Source organism: Rathayibacter oskolensis (genome assembly GCF_900177245.1).
In the GTDB taxonomy this organism is placed as follows: domain Bacteria; phylum Actinomycetota; class Actinomycetes; order Actinomycetales; family Microbacteriaceae; genus Rathayibacter; species Rathayibacter oskolensis.
The window spans coordinates 1,213,943-1,229,147 of sequence record NZ_FXBM01000002.1 but is presented as its reverse complement, the minus strand read 5'-3'; the positions used below and the strand labels follow the sequence as shown (position 1 = coordinate 1,229,147).

The following is a 15,205-nucleotide window of genomic DNA, read 5'->3' as shown; positions in this document are numbered from 1 at the left end:
CCAGCCTAACGATCAGTCGCCGAGCAGTCGCCGGAGCGTGATCACGGGAGCCGCGGACAGCGGGTGCGGGAACTCCGCACCCTCCTCCCTCCAGCCCGCCGCGCGGTAGAGGGAGCGGGCCGCCCGATTGCCCACGAGGACGTGCAGCACGGCCTCGTCGGCGACGGCCGCCGCGTCGCGCTCGGCCGCCGCGAGCAGCCGCCGCGCGAGCCCCCTCCCCTGGGCCGAGGGGTGCACGGCCAGCAGCGAGAGGTAGGCGGCGCCCGGCGGATCGTCGGCGAAGCCGCTCCCCGGCGTCGACACCAGGACGAAGCCGTCGATCGGGCCGCCGCGCTCGGCGACGACGAAGCAGACCGCCGGGGCTGCGAGCTTGGCGCGGGCGCGGTCGTCGGTCCCCGGCACGGGTGCGCGACCGTCGCGGGCCTCGAGTGCCGCGAGCCAGAGCCGCACGCAGTCGTCGTGGTCGTCGCGCGTTCCGGGGCGGAGGAGGGTCGACGTCACCCGGCCACGGTAGCGGCTCGGCCACGGCGGGCTCAGGGGCGGCGGGCTCACGGGCGGCCGGCTCAAGGGCGGCGTGCTCAGGGGCGGCGTGCTCAGGGGCGGCCGGCTCAGTAGGGCTGAGCCTCCGGAAGGCCCGTGCGCAGCTCGACCGGCAGGTGGGCGAGATCGTTGTGCACCACGAGCACGGGAGGCTTGCGGGAGCGGACCCGGATGATCGTGAGGCCGCAGTTCGCCTGGTTGAGACCGAGCCAGCGCCAGTCGGGGGCATCGAAGACGTGACGGACGAACCAGCCGATGACGAAGTTGTGGGTGATCAGCAGGTCGTGGCGGTCCTCGCGGGAGGGAGCGAGGAACTCGGCCACCGCGTCCTGCATCTGAGCGTGCCCGGCCTCGATCTCGGCGGGGGTGACGCTGCCGAAGAAGGGCTCGAACGAGCGCGGCATGTCGGGCGTGGGGCCGGAGGGGATGCAGTCGAAGAGCAGCGAGGAGGGCTCGATGGCGAGGCCCGGCAGGACGGCGCGGAACCGGGCCGCCGTCTCCTCCGCCCGGCGCAGCGGCGAGTGCCACGCGCCCGTGAACGGGACGCCGCCGAGGCGCTCGGCGATGAGCCGGGCCTGGCGCTCGCCCCTGGCCGAGAGCGGGCCGTCCGGCAGACCGTGCTCGGCGTCCTGCTGCTCACCGTGGCGGACGAGGTAGATGTAGTGGGACACGGAGGTCCTCCCTGATGCGGTGCGGCGCGACGGTGCGCGGTCAGCGGACGTTCGGCGATCCGGTCAGATCGCGGGAGCGATCTCGATGTCGGCGATCCCGTCGAACGTCGAGTCGTCGACCGCGCCGACGGCCGAGATCGACGACGGCCCCCTCGCCAAGTCTGCCGCGAGTGCCTGGACATCCTCCGGACCGACCCGGGCCAGGCGACGGAGGCTCTCGTCGAGGTCGACGAACTCGCCGAACGTGAGCTCGGACCTGCCCAGGCGCGACATGCGCGTGTCGGAGTCCTCGAGAGCCAGGGCCGCGGCACCCGAGAGCTGCCCCTGCGCGCGGGTGAGCTCGTCGGCCGTCACGCCGTGCTCGGCGAGACGGGTGAACTCCGAGAGGAGGAGCTCGGCGACCGTCCCCGCGCGGGCGGGGGTGCAGGCGGCGTAGAGGCCGAAGATCCCGGCGTCGGAGTAGGAGGGGGCGAAGGAGTAGACCGAGTAGGCGAGCCCGCGCTTCTCGCGCACCTCCTGGAAGAGGCGGGACGACATGCCGCCGCCGAGGATCGAGTTCAGCACCCCCATCGTCATCCGCCGCTCGTCGGCCGCGGCGAGTCCCGGGAAGCCGATGAGCAGGTTCGCCTGCTCGGTCGGCCGGTGCACGAGCGACAGCGCGGTGCCGCGGGTGAACTCGGCGGAGCCTCCGACGCGGCGGGCGACCGGGGCGGCGGGAGTCGCGAGGTCCCAGCCGTCGGAGGCGAGCACGCGCGAGAGCAGGGCGACCAGGGCGTCGTGGTCGACGGCTCCCGCGACGGTGACGACGAGATCGTTCGGGCGGTAGGCGGCGCGGTAGTGGGCCCACACGGCGTCGCGAGTGGCCTCTCCGATGGTCGCAGCGCTGCCGCCGATGGGGCGCCCGAGGGGATGCTCGCCGAAGACGGCCTCGAAGAGCCGCTCGCTCGCGACATCGGCGGGATCGTCGTCGGCCATCGCCAGCTCTTCGAGGATGACGCCGCGCTCGGTCTCGAACTCGCCGGGGTCGAGCAGACTCGACGTGACCATGTCGGCGATCACCTCCACCGCCATGGGGAGGTCGCGGTCCTGGATCTTCGCGTAGTAGCAGGTGTACTCCTTCGCGGTGAGCGCGTTGTGCTCGCCGCCCACGGAGTCGAACGCCACGGCGATGTCGAGTGCGGTGCGCGTGCGCGTGCCCTTGAAGAGCAGGTGCTCGAGGAAGTGCGTGGACCCGAAGTTCGACGGTGCCGCGCCGCCGAGCGCGCCGGCGGGTCGCGACGGCTGCTCGTCGCGGGAGCCGGCGGCGACCCAGAAGCCGACCGTCGCGCTGCGCGCCCCCGGGACGGCCTCGCTCAGGATGCGGACCCCGCTCGGGAGGACCGACCGGCGGACCAGGGAGCCGCCTGCGGCCCGGATGGTCGTCTCCGGCTGTTCGAGAGGGAGTGCGACGCCGTTATTCATCCGTCCCACTGTAGGTCACCCGGCGCGTGCGCCTCCGACGTGGCGCGTCGGGGTCGGCGGCCGGGAGCCGCTGCCCGGGCCGCGACGTCAGCGGCGCGCGCGGTCGAGGGCGGCGAGATGGCCGTCCTCGAGGTCGAGCGAGACGGCGCGGACCAGCTCGTCGACATCGGCGGTGCTGCTCGGATCGACGGTCGCGGCGGCGAGGCCCGGGCGCGCGAGGAGCCAGGCGAGGGCGACAGCGGCGGGAGCCGCCGACAGCTCCGACCCGATCGCGTCGAGCGCGGCGAGCACGCGCCGGCCGCGGCGGCCGAGGTGCGCGAGCGCGAGGGCGCCGTCGGGGAGCCGGCCGACCTCCCTCCGCGTCCGCGCCGCACCGCGCAGGAACCCGTGGGCGAGCGGGAGGGTCGAGAGCAGGGAGAGGCCCTGCCCCGCAGCCACCAGACCGACGTCGCCCTCGGCCTCCGCGCTCTCGAGGACGTTGTAGCGCACTTCGACCGCGGCGAACCGCGGCAGTCCGTGAGCCGCGAGCACCCGGGCCTCGAAGAGCTCCTCGGCGCTGAAACCGGAGGCGACGACCGCGCGGGCCGCGCCGCGGGCGAGCAGCACCTCGGCGGCGGTGAGCAGCTCGTCGAGTCGACCGGCGCCGTCGGGACGCAGGGCGAGCACGTCGAGACGATCGGTGCGGAGGCGCCGCAGCGACTCCTCGACGCGGGCTACGAGCGCGCGGGGCGAGGGAGCGGAGCCGGTCGAGGCGCCGAAGCGGCCGATCAGGAGGAAGCGGTCGCGATCGCGGTGGCCGGTGAGCCAGCGGCCGACCGCCTCCTCGCCCTGGGCCGAGCCCTCGGTGTCGGTCACGACCACGCCGTTGCCGCCCCAGGCGGCGTAGCGCTCGAGCAGGTCGGGGCCGTCGGCGCTGCGCCGACCGAGCGCCGCGGCGTCGAGGATGAGCGGGAAGAGGGCCTCGGCGGTCTCGCCGAGGGGGCGGCGGTGGGTGTGCGGGACGACCGGATCCACGGGAGCGACCGAGTCGAGGGCGCCCGCGCGGCGCGGCGTGCGCGCGGCTGCGACGGCCTTGGCTGCGGCCCTGACCCTCGGCACGCCACCACTCTCCCTGCGGCGGCTCGGGTTCCCGCCAGGACCGAGAGTAGCCGAGCGGCGGGAGGCCGTCCCGAGGGCGTCGAAGGGGATTAACCCGATCGTTACACTCCCGCCTCCTCCTCGACTCGCACGACTGCGGCGGCGGTGCGGCGGGCGCCGAGATGTCGGTCGCGACGGATAGATTCGGGCTCATGGAGCCCCTCACCCCGACCCCGTCGACGCCCTGGTGGACCAGCGCCGTCGTCTACCAGATCTACCCCCGCTCGTTCGCCGATTCGAACGGCGACGGCGTCGGAGACCTCGGCGGCGTCCGCTCCCGGCTCGATCACCTGGCCGATCTCGGCATCGACGTGATCTGGCTCTCCCCGATCTACCCCTCCCCACAGCACGACAACGGCTACGACATCTCCGACTACCAGGACATCGACCCGCTCTTCGGGACGCTGGCCGAGTTCGACCTGCTGCTCGAGGAGGCGCACGAGCGCGGCATCCGGATCGTGATGGATCTCGTGGTGAACCACACGAGCGACGAGCACGCGTGGTTCGTCGAGTCGCGCTCCTCGCAGGAGGACCCTAAGCGCGACTGGTACTGGTGGCGCAGGGGTCGCGCGACCGTGGTGGCGGGCGACGAGCTCGAGGCCGCGGCTGCCGCCGGGCTCGACACCGCCACGCCGAACGGCTGGCGCTCGTACTTCTCCGGCCCCGCCTGGACGCTCGATCCGGCGACGGAGGAGTACTTCCTCCACCTCTTCGCGGTGCAGCAGCCCGACCTCAACTGGGAGAACCCCGAGGTGCGGCAGGCCGTGCACGCGATGATGAACTGGTGGCTCGACCGCGGGGTCGACGGCTTCCGGATGGACGTCATCAACCTGGTCTCGAAGGACGTCGAGGCGATCGACGGCGCGGCCGGCGGCTCCGGCATCGTCGGCGGTGTCGGCCCGCGGCTGCACGAGTTCCTCCAGGAGATGCACGCAGCGGTCTTCGCGGGGCGCGACGGCGCCTATCTGACGGTCGGCGAGATGCCGGGCGTCACCCTCGAGGAGGCGGTGCTCGTCACCGACCCGGCCCGCCGCGAGCTCGACATGGTCTTCCAGTTCGAGCACGTCGGCATCGACCACGGAGTGGACAAGTTCCACCCCGTTCCGGTCGATCTCGTCGCCCTGAAGGCCAACCTCGCGCGCTGGCAGGACGGACTCGCCGAGAAGGGCTGGAACAGCCTCTACCTCAACAACCACGACCAGCCCCGGCTCGTGTCGCGCTTCGGCGACGACGGGGCCTGGCGCTACGAGTCCGCGACGCTGTGGGCCACGCTCCTGCACCTGCAGCGCGGCACGCCCTACATCTACCAGGGCGAGGAGATCGGCATGACGAACGTGCCGTTCTCGGGGATCGACGACTTCCGCGACGTCGAGTCGCTGAACTACTACGCGGAGGCCGTCGACCAGCGCGGCGAGGACCCGGAGTCGGTGCTCGCCGGGCTCCGCGCGCAGAGCCGCGACAACGCCCGCACCCCGGTGCAGTGGGACTCGAGCCCGAACGCCGGCTTCACCACCGGCGTCCCCTGGATCCCGGTCAACCCCGACCACGTCGAGGTCAACGTCGAGACCGACCGCGCCGCCGAGCGGTCGGTGTTCGAGTACTACCGCGCGCTGATCGCGCTGCGCCACGAGGACGAGACGGTGCAGCTCGGCCGCTTCACGCTGCTCGAGGCCGAGCATCCCCGCCTGTTCGCCTTCACCCGGTCGGGGCGCGACGAGCTGCTCGTCGTCGGCAACGTCTCGGGCGAGCCGCTCGAGGTCGCGCTGCTCGACGAGTGGGCCGGCGCCGAGACGGTGCTCGGCAACGTCCGCGGCGCCTCCGGATCGACGCTCGGACCGTGGGAGGCGCGGATCCTCCGCCGCTGACGGACCCGGCCGTCAGGCCGAGGTGCGGTCGAGCTGCGCGATGTCGCTCCGGGTGAGCGGGATCAAGGCGGCGCCGAAGACCGACTCGAGGTCGGCGGCCCCCCGCGCGCGGATCACGGCCGCCGCCACCTCCTGGTGCGACAGCACCCAGGCGAGGGCGATCGTGCCCGGGTTCGTGCCGTGCGCCTCCGCCAGCTCGTCGAGGACGGCGAGGACGCGGTTGCCGTGCCGGCCGATGTAGTCGAGCGCGGCCTCGAACATCACCGACTCCGGCTCGTCGGAGCGGTGCCGCAGCCGGCCGGTGAGGTAGCCGCTCGCGAGCGGCAGGCGGGCGAGGGTCGCGAGGCCCTGGCGCTCGACCTCGGGGGCGACGTCGGACTCGTAGGCGCTGCGCTCCATGAGGTTGTACTCGGCGATGACGACTGAGAAGGGCGGCAGGCCGAGGGTGCGGGCGGCCTCCTCGGCCTCGGCCAGTGCCGCGCCGCTGAAGTGCGCGGCGCCCAGCGCGCCGACCGAGCCGTCGGCGAGGAAGGGCGCGACAGCGGCGAGGCTCTCCTCGATCGGCACCTCCGGGTCCTCGCTGTCGAAGGACAGCAGGTCAATGCGGGTCCCGAGGCGTTCGAGGCAGCCCTGGACGGCCGCGGTCACGTCGGGGGCGGCGAGGCCCGGTGCATCGGGGTGACGGCCGACCTTGGTCGCGATCAGCATCCGCTCGCGCGAGCCGCTCGACTCGAGCCAGCGGCCGATCATGTACTCGCTGCGGCCCGTGGCGTAGTGGTCGGCGGTCGAGATCAGCGTGCCGCCCAGTGCGGCGAAGGCGTCGAGCGCCTCCGTCGTGTCGTCGATGGCGGTGGCCCAGCCGAAGACGGAGCCGTCGAGGGCCAGCGGGTGGATCGGGATCCCGGTGCGGCCGAGAGTGCGGAACGGAGGAGGCGTCTCCAGCTCGGGGGCCAGGGGCGTCGGGTCGGTCACGGGGTCCTCCGGTCGGGGCGGTGCGACGGCACGGTCCGGCCACCGTACCCCAGGTGGGAGACGACGGACGCCCGCCCCACCGGAGCGGGACGGCCCATCACCGGGAGACGACGGACGCCCGCCCCACGGAGTGGGACGGGCGTCTCGATCGCGCGAGAGGGATCAGCTCTCGACGGGCTCCTCGACGGCGACGACGAGCGCCTCCGCCTCCTCGGCCACGACGGGCGCGAGGGAGAGCTTGCCGCGGTCATCGATCTTGGTGATCTGGACCAGGAGCTTCTGGCCGACACCGAGGACGTCCTCGACGTTCTCGACGCGCTTGCCACCGGCGAGCTTGCGGACCTCGCTGATGTGCAGCAGTCCGTCCTTGCCGGGGAGGAGCGACACGAACGCACCGAAGGTCGCGAGCTTGACGACGGTTCCGAGGAACTGCTCGCCGACCTCGGGGTTCGTCGGGTTGGCGATCGCGTTGACCTGGGCGCGGGCGGCCTCGGCCGACGGGCCGTCGACGGCGCCGATGTAGACGGTGCCGTCCTCCTCGATGGAGATGTCGGCGCCGGTCTCGTCCTGGATCGCGTTGATCGTCTTGCCCTTGGGGCCGATCAGCTCGCCGATCTTGTCGACGGGGATCTGGACCGAGATCACGCGGGGCGCGGTCGGGGCCATCTCGTCGGGCTGGTCGATGGCCGCCGTGAGCACCGCGAGGATCGTGGTGCGGGCGTCCTTCGCCTGCTTGAGCGCGGCGTCGAGGACCGACGACGGGATGCCGTCGAGCTTCGTGTCGAGCTGGATCGCGGTGACGAACTCGGACGTGCCGGCGACCTTGAAGTCCATGTCGCCCAGCGCGTCCTCGGCACCGAGGATGTCGGTCAGCGCCGCGTAGCGGGTCTGACCGTCGACCACGTCGGAGACGAGGCCCATCGCGATGCCCGCGACCGGCGCGCGCAGCGGCACACCGGCGTTGAGGAGCGACAGGGTCGACGCGCAGACGGAGCCCATCGACGTGGAGCCGTTGGAGCTGAGCGCCTCGGACACCTGACGGATCGCGTAGGGGAACTCCTCGCGGCTCGGCAGCACCGGCACGAGGGCGCGCTCGGCGAGGAAGCCGTGCCCGATCTCGCGACGCTTCGGCGACCCGACACGACCGGTCTCACCGGTGGAGTAGGGCGGGAAGTTGTAGTGGTGCAGGTAGCGCTTCTTCGTGACAGGCGACAGCGAGTCGATCTGCTGCTCCATCTTGAGCATGTTCAGCGTGGTGACGCCCAGGATCTGGGTCTCGCCGCGCTGGAAGATCGCCGAGCCGTGGACGCGCGGGATGACCTGCACCTCGGCGTCGAGCGGACGGATGTCGGCGAGGCCGCGACCGTCGATGCGCACGCCGTCGCGGAGGATCCGGCCGCGGACGACCACCTTCGTGACGGCCTTGTAGGCACCGGAGACCTGCGAGTACGCCTCGGCGGGGAGGCGACCGGAGGCGATGCGCTCGGCGATCTGCTCCTTGACCTTCGCCTTGAGGGCGTCGTCGGCGTCCTGACGCTCGACCTTGTCGGCGATCTGGTAGACGCGGACGAGCTCGTCGTAGCTGAGCTCGGCGACGTTGTCGTACGCCTCCTGCGTGTAGGGCAGGAACACCGGGTAGTCCTTGACCGGCTTCGCGGTCGAGCTCGCGAGCTTCGCCTGCGCCTCGACGAGCGCGCGGATGAAGGGCTTGGAGGCCTCGAGGCCCTCGGCGACGACGGCCTCGTTGGGCTTGGTCGCACCCGCCTTGATGAGGTTCCAGGAGGACTCGGTGGCCTCGGCCTCGACCATCATGATGGCGACGTCGGAGGAGCCATCCTCGTTGGTGACGACGCGGCCCGCGACCGTGAGGTCGAAGACGGCGTTCTCGAGCTGCGAGGCCTTGGGGAAGGCGACCCACTGGTCGGTGCCCGAGCCGTCGGACATGAGCGCGAGGCGCACACCGGCGATCGGACCCGAGAAGGGCAGCCCGGAGATCTGGGTCGAGGCGCTCGCGGCGTTGATCGCGAGAGCGTCGTAGAACTCGTCCGGAGCGATGCTGAGGACGGTGATGACGATCTGGACCTCGTTGCGGAGCCCCTCGACGAAGGAGGGGCGCAGCGGCCGGTCGATCAGACGGCAGACCAGGATCGCCTCGGTCGAGGGGCGTCCCTCGCGACGGAAGAACGAGCCGGGGATCTTGCCGGCGGCGTAGGAGCGCTCCTCGACGTCGACGGTCAGCGGGAAGAAGTCGAAGTTGTCCTTCGGGTTCTTCGACGCCGAGGTGGCCGAGAGGAGCATGGTGTCCTCGTCGAGGTACGCGGCGACCGCTCCCTGAGCCTGCTGCGCGAGGCGGCCGGTCTCGAAGCGGACGGTGCGGGTGCCGTACGAGCCGTTGTCGAGAACGGCTTCGGCGAATGTGATTTCAGGACCTTCCAAGAGGTCTGTCTCCTTAACGTCTGCAGCGGCACCCCTTCTGGGTGCCGGCGTTCGTCGGAGCAGCGTTCCGGTCAGGAATCGAGACGATTCCACGGCAGGGCTTCGCGCCGTGCCGTCGTGTGGAGGGCGTTCGTGCTGGCCACCAGTAGAAAAGCTCCGGGTCTGCCTGTGCCGTCGGGCACCCTGCCGTGCGGCAGAACGCCGCGAGTGCGACGTCGATCCGGGACTCCACCACCGAGGACCAGCTTCCTGCCAGCCTGCTCCGTGGTTCGAATCCGGCTGCAGCCGGCGGCCGCTTTCGGATTCGGAACCGGTTCATGCTATCAGCACGGGTGCCCCCGGGCCAGGATCCGCGGGTCAGCCGCGGGTCTCGTGCATCAGCAGCTGCACGCGGAGGGCTCCCTTGCTCTTCACGATCCGGGCGGGCACACGGGGCTGCTTGCCCGCCTCCGAGAGTCGGGCGAGCGCGGCGTCGACCACGTTCTCGAGCCCGCGCGGCACGTAGCCGACCAGGTCGGAGGGGCGCTGGTTCGCGAAGAGCCGGACGGGCATCGGGGCGTCGGTGCGCTCCTCCTCGGGCGAGCGGCGCGGGATGATCGCCGTGACCTCCTCCTCGCCGAAGCCGAGGATGCGGGCCAGCTCGTCCTGGTGAGGGAGGGAGTCGGCGATGCCGAGCAGGGTCTCTCCCCGGCGGGACTTGGGCAGCAGGTCGTAGTCGTAGTCGTCGAGCTTGCCCGAGCCCCGGTCGTTCGAGGGGAGGGGGTTGTCGGCGTCACCGCGCCCGAAGGAGAAGAGCTTCATGCCTCCATTGTGGAGCGCGGGGCCGGGGCGCGCGGGCCTCGACCCGGCGCGTTCTCACTGGGCCGCGCGCCGCATCCGCGCGATCGCGGCGAGCACCAGCACGAGCACCACGGCGACGAAGCCGAGCAGCACCGGCACCGAGGGCAGCAGGGCGAGCGCGGCGCCGATCAGGAGGACCGGCACGGCGAGCCCGAGGTAGGCGGCCAGGAACATCGCCGCGAGCACCTCGCCGCGCGTCTCGTCGGAGGCGAGCGAGCTCGCGACTCCGAGAGCGAGGCGGAAGAGCAGGCCGACCCCCGCGCCGGCGATCACCCCGCCGGCGACGAACGCGGCGAGCGAGACCACGACGGCGCCGACCGCGACGAGCACGAGTCCGACCGTGAGAGCGGCTGCGGCGAGTCCGAGCGCCCGACGGGACGACAGCCGGGTCGAGACCAGCTGGGCGACGGCTCCTGCGGCGAAGACCCCGAACGACACCGCACCCGCCTCGAGGTGCGACGTCTCGCCGAACCGGCCGGCGAGGAAGGTGGGGGCCAGCGAGGTGAAGAGGCCGAAGACCGCGAAGCCGGCGAAGGCGCCGACCGCGGCCGACAGGAAGGTGCCGCGGGACGCCTCCGGGACCGCGAGCCGCTGCGGACGGTAGGCGGGCAGGATCTCGCGGCGCTCGACGGTCTCGGGGACGAGCGCGACGGCGAGGCCGAGGACGATCAGCAGCACCAGGAACACCGCGTAGGGCACGACCAGGGGGCGGTCGACGGTCACCGCGAAGATCCCGCCGACCAGCGGGCCGAGGGCGAGCCCGCCCATGTTGACCAGCGTCGAGACGGCGCGGGAGGTGCCGGGGCCCTCGTCGGGCCGGGCGACGGCGCGCAGCTCGGACAGGTGCGCGGTCGCCGTGGCGGTGAGGGCGCCGACGCCGAGACCCGTCAGCAGCCGGGCGACGATGAGCCCAGGCACCTCGGGCCAGAGCAGGAAGACCGCGCTCGCGAGCACCTCGACGAGGATCGACGCCAGGAGGATGCGGCGGCGGCCGAGCCAGTCGCTGACGTGACCGGCGAGGAAGAGGCTGGCGACGACTCCGACCGCGTAGGCGGCGAACACGACCGTGACCACGAAAGCCGGGAACCCGTCGCGCTGCTGGTAGATCGCGTAGAGGGGCGTCGGGACGGTCGAGAACGCCATGACGGCGAGGAAGGCGACCGCGATGACCCAGAAGCCGTGGCCGTGCGGCAGGACGGGGCGGCGGGAGGGTGCGGCGGTGAGGGGCGCGGGGGCGAGGTCTGAGGTGGGCACGGGTTCAGAGTGCTCCTCTCCGGCATCCACGTCCAACGGATGATCTCGGTCGCATTGATCGGTCGAGATGGATAATGACGGGATGGACGATCGCCAGCTCGCCGCCTTCGTCACGGTCGCGGAGGAGCTCAACTTCACCCGCGCGGCGGCTCGCCTCTTCGTGGTCCAGTCCACGCTCTCGGCGAGCATCCGCGCGCTCGAGCACGAGCTCGGAGCGCCGCTGTTCACCCGGTCGACCCGGCGGGTCGCGCTGACCGCGGTCGGCGAGGCGCTCCTCCCGACGGCACGCTCGACCATCGACGGCCTCGACCGGATGCGCTCGCTCGCCGCCGAGGACGCAGCGGGTCTGCGCGGACGGGTGCGCATGGGCACCTTCTCGGCGCTGGACCTGGTGGACCTGCCGGGCGCGCTCGGCGCCTACCGTCGCCGGCACCCCCTCGTCGACCTCCTCCTGCGGACCTCGACCACCGGCTCGACCGGTCTCGCCGAGGACCTGCGGCGGGGGCGGCTCGACCTCGCGCTGCTCGCTCTGCCGGGGGACGACCTGGCCGACCTCGCGGTGACGACCGTCATCAGGAGCGACTACGTGCTCCTCGTCGAGAGCTCGGGCGACCTCGCGGGCAGCACGCACCCGACTCCTCGGGATCTGGACGGCCTGACCTTCGTGGACACGCCGGCCGGCTTCGGCAACAGGGTCGCGGTCGACCGGGCCTTCCGAGCCGCCGGGGCGACCAGGCGGGTGGCCACAGAGGTGGCGGACCTGCCCGGCATCCCCCGCTTCGTGCAGGCGGGCCTCGGACCTGCCGTGGTCCCCCGCGCCGGCGTCGCTCCCCTCGAGGGGGTGAGCGCCATCGGCCTCGACTGGCCGGGGCTCGTGTGGGAGCTCTCGGTGTGCACGGCCCCGCGGCCGTCGGCGGCGGTGCAGGCGCTCACCGCGCTCCTCCAGGAGCGCACGGCCGCCTGAGCGCGCTCAGCCCTCGAGCAGGGGGCCGCGCACGATGGAGTCGCCGGAGTGCGCGGGATCGCCGTCGAGCGGCTCCTCGGACACGTCGACGAGCGAGTACTGCGAGAGGTCGACGTCGGCCGGCACGGTGAAGCGGCCGTCCGCCCCGTCGAGCACACCGAGGCCGACCAGTCCGGAGGCGTCGGAGGCGATCAGCCACACCTCGCGGTAGGCGTCGGCGCCCCCCGCCGCGTCGAGGTGCACGACGAGCTGACGCTCACCGTCGGAGTCCTCGAGCTCGGCGCTGCCGCTCGCGCCCTGCCAGCCGGGGAAGGCCTCGAGATCGGCGCGGGCGACGACGACGGCGTCACCGCTGCGGGACGCCTGCCACCACGCTCCCCCGGCCACACCGACGACGAGGGCCGCGAGGGCGGCGACCACGGCGCCGAGCGTGCGCCGTGCCCGACGGCGGCGGCGCTCGGGGCGGTGACGGCCACCGGCGAGCGAGGTCACCGGAGCGAGGACCGGCTGCGAGGCCGTACCGAGCGCCAGCTCGTCGTGGATGCGGTCCCAGACCGCCGCGGGCGGAGCCTCGAGGACGAACGACCTGCTGGCACGACCGATGCCGGCGGCGTGGCCGAGCTCGACCAGCTGCTGCGCGCACTCGGGGCAGTCGCGCAGGTGAGCGGCATCGGCGTCGGAGGAGGGCTCACCGAGGGCGAGCAGGGCGAGTTCGTCGGGGTCGAGATGGGTCATATGCTGCTCACCTCCAGTCGGGAGCGGAGTCGATCGAGGCTTCGGCGGATGTGGCTCTTGACGGTACCGAGCGGGAGCCCGGTGCGCTCGGCGATCTCGGTGTGCGTCAGATCGTCGTAGAAGGCGAGGCTCATCACCCGCCGCGGGACGGGATCGAGGCGGGCGAGCTCATCGGCCACGAGCACCTTCGCCTCGAGGTCGACGGGCGATTCGCCCTCGTCCCGGGGAGCGACCGCCACGAGAGCCTGCGTGAGGCGCCTCTGCCGGGAGCGGCTCTCGTGGGCGTCGGCGATGCGGTTCCGCGAGATCCCCACGAGCCAGGCGCCGAGGGCGGCGCGGGCGGGATCGAAGCTCTCGCGACCCGTCCAGGCCGAGACGAAGACCCGCTGGACCACGTCCTCCGCCTCCCCCCGGTCGCCGAGGGATCGAAGAGCAAGGGTGAAGACGAGGGGGGACCACCGGGTGTAGGCCTCGGTGAGCGCGTGCTCCTCCCCCGCCGCGAAGCGGAGTCCGAGGCGGTGCACGACGGCGCGCTCGTCGGCCGCCCCGTCGAGGGGCTCGCTCGTCTCGGCGTCGGTCAGGGGAATCCTCCTGGGATGGGGGCGGCGCCGTGCCGGGGATGCGTGCGGCGCTGCGACGATCGCTCCGTTCATCGTACGACGGGGCGGCGTCTGGTCGGCGGGGTCACGGTGCCGGCTCGGCCGTGACGACGACGTTGCTGAGGTAGTGGCGGGTGTCGTAGTCGAAGTCGCCGCCGCAGGTGATCAGCACCAGGCGGGGCGGCCCGTCCCTGACGAAGACGGACGAGAGGTCGACTGCGGTCTTGTCGGTCGTCTCGACGCTGCCGATGACGAAGGCGCGCTCGGAGCCGTCGGGCGCCGTCAGGCGGACCGTCTGGCCCGGCTGCGCCTTCTTCAGCTCGGCGAAGGGGCCGAGCCCGTAGGTCAGGGAGTCGACGTGTGCCGCGATGACGATCGTGCCGTCGGGCTCGTCGAGGCCGGCGCCGAAGCGGTACCAGCCGGCGACGTCCGTGTCCGGGACGAGCTCCATGGTGCCGTCGTCGGCGACGCCGACTGGCTCGAGGGGCATGTCCACGGGGAGGCCGTCGACGGCGATCCGGGTGGGAGCCAGCACGGTCGGCGCGGGGGTCGCCCCGAGCCGGGCGTCGCCGATCGGGACCGACGGCACGGGCGGAGACGTCAGGGTGGGGATCGTGGTCGGCGTCGGCTGCTGTGCCGGCGTGCTCGCGTCAGGGGCGGGCACGACCCCGGCCGCCTGTGCCGAGCAGCCGCCGAGGCCGACGCCGACCACGATCGTGCCGATCACGGCGAGGACGCGGAGGGAGAGGGGGCTCTTGCTCACGGTGTCCTCCATTCTCGTGATCGGGGTGGCCGGTCCGGAGGCGCTCCAGCGCTTCCGGACCGGCGGTCGGGAGACGGGTCAGCGACCCGACACGGCCTTGCGGCGCCCGATCAGGGTCGCACCGGCGAGGGCGAGAGCGGCGAGCGCCGCGGCGCCCCACCATCCCGCTGCAGCGTCGGGGCGGTTGTCGGCCGCGAGGCCGGCCTCACCGGCGGGGACACCGCTCGGCGTCGAGTGCAGGCCGTCGATGGTCTGCGTCGCGAGGGCGAGGTTGCCCGCCTCGAGGCTGCCCCAGGCGTAGACGATCGTGTTGACGCCCTCCTGGACCTGGACGTCGGCCGGGCCGATCACCGGAGTGGTCGTGCCGGTCGCCGCGACGACGGTCGAGATGGTCGCCGGGGCGAGGTTCAGGATGCCCTCGTTGGGGTTCGTCACGTTGGTCAGCACCGGGGTGCCGCCCGCGAGGATGTCGACGGCGGGTGCCGCCGCGATGTGACGGACCGTCAGGCGACCCTCGCCGGCCGCAGTGGCCGAGATGTCGTTCGGGAACAGCGTCGCCGTGGGGGTGTTGTCGGGCTTGAGGTGCGCGGCGACGGTGTAGCTCTTGCCGGCCTCGAGGGCGAGGTCGACCGGGCCGATGACCGGGGCGCTGGCGTCGGCGGCGTCGGCAGCGGTGATCGCGACCGTGTAGGTGCCGGTCGGCAGGTCGAGCGGGCCCGCGAGCGATCCGGGGGTGAAGTCGTCGAGCGTCAGTGCTCCGTTGACGTACACGTCGACCGGGGTGTCCGGGACCGCGTGGAGGACGTACAGGTCGGCCGAGTCGGCGTCCGCCGCGGAGGCAGGGGCCGCAGCGAGGCCGACGACCGCGAGGGCGCCGACGCAGGCTCCGGTCAGGAGACGGCGGGAGAAGCGGGAGGTGTTCACGATGTTCCTCTTTCACGATGGGACCCGCGGGCGGGTCGGTGGGT

14 protein-coding genes are annotated in these 15,205 nt (G+C 72.9%); 2 read left to right on the top strand and 12 right to left on the bottom strand.

Translation table 11 applies throughout. The features are described from left to right. Nucleotides 1-12: 12 nt before the first annotated feature. The 4 genes from B9Y99_RS14770 to B9Y99_RS14755 all read right to left on the bottom strand — a co-directional run bounded on the left by B9Y99_RS14770 (nucleotide 13) and on the right by B9Y99_RS14755 (nucleotide 3,770). Nucleotides 13-501 (bottom strand): GNAT family N-acetyltransferase, encoded by a 489-nt coding sequence (locus B9Y99_RS14770; protein WP_165759636.1) that lies wholly within the window; start codon nucleotides 499-501, stop codon nucleotides 13-15. Between the two features lie 107 nt (nucleotides 502-608). After that, nucleotides 609-1,211 (bottom strand): histidine phosphatase family protein, encoded by a 603-nt coding sequence (locus B9Y99_RS14765; RefSeq protein WP_085477284.1) that lies wholly within the window; start codon nucleotides 1,209-1,211, stop codon nucleotides 609-611. Nucleotides 1,212-1,274: 63 nt separating this feature from the next. Then, the gene (locus B9Y99_RS14760) at nucleotides 1,275-2,672 is read right to left on the bottom strand and encodes a M16 family metallopeptidase (RefSeq protein ID WP_085477283.1); all 1,398 of its coding nucleotides are present in this window, start codon (nucleotides 2,670-2,672) and stop codon (nucleotides 1,275-1,277) included. 87 nt (nucleotides 2,673-2,759) lie between these two features. After that, nucleotides 2,760-3,770 carry an aldo/keto reductase gene (locus tag B9Y99_RS14755; RefSeq protein WP_165759635.1) on the bottom strand — a complete coding sequence of 337 codons (1,011 nt, stop codon included), beginning with the start codon at nucleotides 3,768-3,770 and terminating at the stop codon, nucleotides 2,760-2,762. Between the two features lie 191 nt (nucleotides 3,771-3,961). Here B9Y99_RS14755 and B9Y99_RS14750 point away from each other — a divergent pair, with 191 nt between their 5' ends. Next, nucleotides 3,962-5,674, top strand: coding sequence for a glycoside hydrolase family 13 protein (locus B9Y99_RS14750; protein ID WP_085477281.1), 1,713 nt, complete (start codon nucleotides 3,962-3,964; stop codon nucleotides 5,672-5,674). 12 nt (nucleotides 5,675-5,686) lie between these two features. Here B9Y99_RS14750 and B9Y99_RS14745 read toward each other — a convergent pair whose 3' ends face one another. The 4 genes from B9Y99_RS14745 to B9Y99_RS14730 all read right to left on the bottom strand — a co-directional run bounded on the left by B9Y99_RS14745 (nucleotide 5,687) and on the right by B9Y99_RS14730 (nucleotide 11,176). Continuing rightward, on the bottom strand, nucleotides 5,687-6,646 hold the full coding sequence (locus B9Y99_RS14745; RefSeq protein WP_085477280.1) for an aldo/keto reductase: 960 nt from the start codon (nucleotides 6,644-6,646) through the stop codon (nucleotides 5,687-5,689). Nucleotides 6,647-6,808: 162 nt separating this feature from the next. After that, nucleotides 6,809-9,082, bottom strand: a complete 2,274-nt coding sequence (locus B9Y99_RS14740) for a polyribonucleotide nucleotidyltransferase (protein ID WP_085477279.1) — start codon at nucleotides 9,080-9,082, stop codon at nucleotides 6,809-6,811. Between the two features lie 357 nt (nucleotides 9,083-9,439). Next, complete coding sequence (locus tag B9Y99_RS14735) at nucleotides 9,440-9,883, bottom strand: hypothetical protein (protein ID WP_085477278.1); 444 nt, start codon at nucleotides 9,881-9,883, stop codon at nucleotides 9,440-9,442. A 54-nt stretch (nucleotides 9,884-9,937) separates the two neighbouring features. Continuing rightward, complete coding sequence (locus tag B9Y99_RS14730) at nucleotides 9,938-11,176, bottom strand: MFS transporter (protein ID WP_244274941.1); 1,239 nt, start codon at nucleotides 11,174-11,176, stop codon at nucleotides 9,938-9,940. A gap of 82 nt (nucleotides 11,177-11,258) precedes the next feature. Here B9Y99_RS14730 and B9Y99_RS14725 point away from each other — a divergent pair, with 82 nt between their 5' ends. Next, nucleotides 11,259-12,140 (top strand): LysR family transcriptional regulator, encoded by an 882-nt coding sequence (locus tag B9Y99_RS14725; protein WP_085477277.1) that lies wholly within the window; start codon nucleotides 11,259-11,261, stop codon nucleotides 12,138-12,140. Between the two features lie 6 nt (nucleotides 12,141-12,146). Here B9Y99_RS14725 and B9Y99_RS14720 read toward each other — a convergent pair whose 3' ends face one another. The 4 genes from B9Y99_RS14720 to B9Y99_RS14705 form a co-directional block, all read right to left on the bottom strand. Then, nucleotides 12,147-12,875 carry an anti-sigma factor gene (locus B9Y99_RS14720; protein ID WP_085477276.1) on the bottom strand — a complete coding sequence of 243 codons (729 nt, stop codon included), beginning with the start codon at nucleotides 12,873-12,875 and terminating at the stop codon, nucleotides 12,147-12,149. Next, nucleotides 12,872-13,528: an RNA polymerase sigma factor gene (locus tag B9Y99_RS14715; RefSeq protein ID WP_085477275.1), complete on the bottom strand. Its 657-nt coding sequence runs from the start codon at nucleotides 13,526-13,528 to the stop codon at nucleotides 12,872-12,874. Before B9Y99_RS14715 ends, B9Y99_RS14720 begins: the two co-directional genes overlap by 4 nt. Before the next feature lie 31 nt (nucleotides 13,529-13,559). Further along, nucleotides 13,560-14,237: a class F sortase gene (locus B9Y99_RS14710; RefSeq protein ID WP_165759634.1), complete on the bottom strand. Its 678-nt coding sequence runs from the start codon at nucleotides 14,235-14,237 to the stop codon at nucleotides 13,560-13,562. Between the two features lie 78 nt (nucleotides 14,238-14,315). Then, nucleotides 14,316-15,161 carry a DUF4397 domain-containing protein gene (locus B9Y99_RS14705; protein ID WP_244274939.1) on the bottom strand — a complete coding sequence of 282 codons (846 nt, stop codon included), beginning with the start codon at nucleotides 15,159-15,161 and terminating at the stop codon, nucleotides 14,316-14,318. Nucleotides 15,162-15,205 lie beyond the last annotated feature (44 nt).

What these genes read in the sequence shown, in the direction of transcription:
- B9Y99_RS14760 (WP_085477283.1), bottom strand. Translation starts at nt 2,672, where the DNA reads ATGAATAACGGCGTCGCACTCCCTCTCGAACAGCCGGAGACGACCATC.
- B9Y99_RS14750 (WP_085477281.1), top strand. Translation starts at nt 3,962, where the DNA reads ATGGAGCCCCTCACCCCGACCCCGTCGACGCCCTGGTGGACCAGCGCC.
- B9Y99_RS14735 (WP_085477278.1), bottom strand. Translation starts at nt 9,883, where the DNA reads ATGAAGCTCTTCTCCTTCGGGCGCGGTGACGCCGACAACCCCCTCCCC.
- B9Y99_RS14725 (WP_085477277.1), top strand. Translation starts at nt 11,259, where the DNA reads ATGGACGATCGCCAGCTCGCCGCCTTCGTCACGGTCGCGGAGGAGCTC.
- B9Y99_RS14720 (WP_085477276.1), bottom strand. Translation starts at nt 12,875, where the DNA reads ATGACCCATCTCGACCCCGACGAACTCGCCCTGCTCGCCCTCGGTGAG.
- B9Y99_RS14715 (WP_085477275.1), bottom strand. Translation starts at nt 13,528, where the DNA reads ATGAACGGAGCGATCGTCGCAGCGCCGCACGCATCCCCGGCACGGCGC.